At 47.9% G+C, this 1,707-nt stretch carries 2 protein-coding genes; both read right to left on the bottom strand.

From position 1 onward, the window contains the following. The coding region (locus A3751_RS14715) for a response regulator (protein WP_156492492.1) at positions 1 to 371 on the bottom strand (371 nt) is incomplete at its 3' end. Positions 372 to 506: 135 nt separating this feature from the next. Next, on the bottom strand, positions 507 to 1,707 hold a 1,201-nt coding region (locus A3751_RS22910; protein ID WP_068457457.1), incomplete at its 5' end, for a hypothetical protein.

The following is a 1,707-nucleotide window of genomic DNA, read 5'->3' as shown; positions in this document are numbered from 1 at the left end:
TAGCGCTCGCCCAGGTCGACTATTTTTATCGCCTTAATAATTTCTGAAATATGACTGCTTTTTGAAACATATCCGGTGGCGCCTGCACTAAGTACACGCTGAGCGAATGGCGTATCCGTGCAGCCTGATAAGACAACGATCTTTGAATTTCGACAGGCACTTCTGATCCGTCGAGTCGCCTCTAGGCCGCCAATTCCGGGCATCTTCATATCCATAAGAATAATCGAAGGGGCCAGATCACGCGCCATAGTAACCGCATCCTCTCCAGAGGCCGCCTCCCCAACTACTTGGATAGCACCATCATCTTCGAGCATACGCGCAATGCCCGCTCGAATGAGGTCATGATCGTCCACTACTAACACGTCTATCACGGCTCGCCTCGCCTGCTTGGAAACGTCATCGACCAAGCTAATTGTTATTCATATTCTTCTATATCGTCTAGTTTATGTTCATTGTCCTAAAATGTGAAATATTGTGACTAAATAACCTTATAAGATGTTTGTAATTTAGAAGTACTTCACGAGCTCCAGCTGAATGAAGTCTTCGGTCTGGAGAAATTGTGTTTTCTTATCAGAATCTAGGCCGGAAGTCGGCGTTAGCCTTGGCAAACCTTCGAACATCCATGCCTCAACAAAAACCTTGAGGTCACTGCTAATCCTCTGGCTGGCCTCAAGCGAGTAGATTCGCTCATCAGTATGGGTATCAAAAATTCCCCCAAACAGGATTTCCGAAGAGTCGGCATCATTAAATGCATAGCGCCAACCAATGAACACGTCATCTTCAAAAATCACACTCACGTCATTCTTGCGCTCATCAAAAAGATACTCGATGATCCACCCCAAATCGGCGTAGCTTTCAAAAATCCCAACCTGCGTGTATTCAAAGCCAGCAACTGCAGCGGCGTAGCGATCTCCAAGACCTTTATTGGTTAAAGCCTCTAGCTTCAAGAGCCAAGAATCATAAATGTACTGCGCCTCGAGGCTTGTTTGATCAATCTGTTGATAAAAGGGAATAAAGGCAGGGTCAAGGGGATTGTTATTGAAAACCAATAAAGGATCACGCGCCGTTCCTGAAAAATGCGCAAGCGCAAACTCTAACTCATCAATATAATGTGCGTAGCGCAGTGCAACATCCTGATGTTTGTTCTCAGCACCGGATTCAAACTGCGCCTCATCTGCCCGCACTTCAAACGGAAGCGCCAAGCGGCCATCGAGGCTTGGATAACTGCGCTCTCGAAAATAAGGTAACCAAAAAAGACTGATCGTCCCCCACTCTTTTTCGCTTGCTAGCTTGAGCATAGGCTGACCAAGCTTGTCCTCGTCATCTACAGCTTCTACACCATCCGTCTGGTTGATGATATCGACCAAGTGCAGAGACTCCGTCACCCCCCAGAACTCCTTGCTAACTCCGCCCTTTAACGACCACTCGTCACCAACGTAAACCCAGGATGCTTCGCGCAAATCTAGATGCGTGCGCTCGTCGTCATGAACATCGTAGCGGCCAAAAAGCAATAATTCGTAATCGCCGCTGAGCATGGCGCCGTCATAACCCAACTCACCTCTGGCCGAGAAGCGAGACTGATCCTGCCCATAAAACCCCGGTTCGGCAAAACCTCGCCACTCGATCCCTAACTCAACCTCTGGTTCTGATGCAACAACCGGCGCAAACGCAAAAATAACCGCAAACACACTCCAACGAAGCTCTTTT

Source organism: Oleiphilus sp. HI0080, from assembly GCF_001635135.1.
The sequence above is the reverse complement of the archived record's forward strand: the minus strand, read 5'-3'. Positions and strand labels throughout refer to the sequence as shown.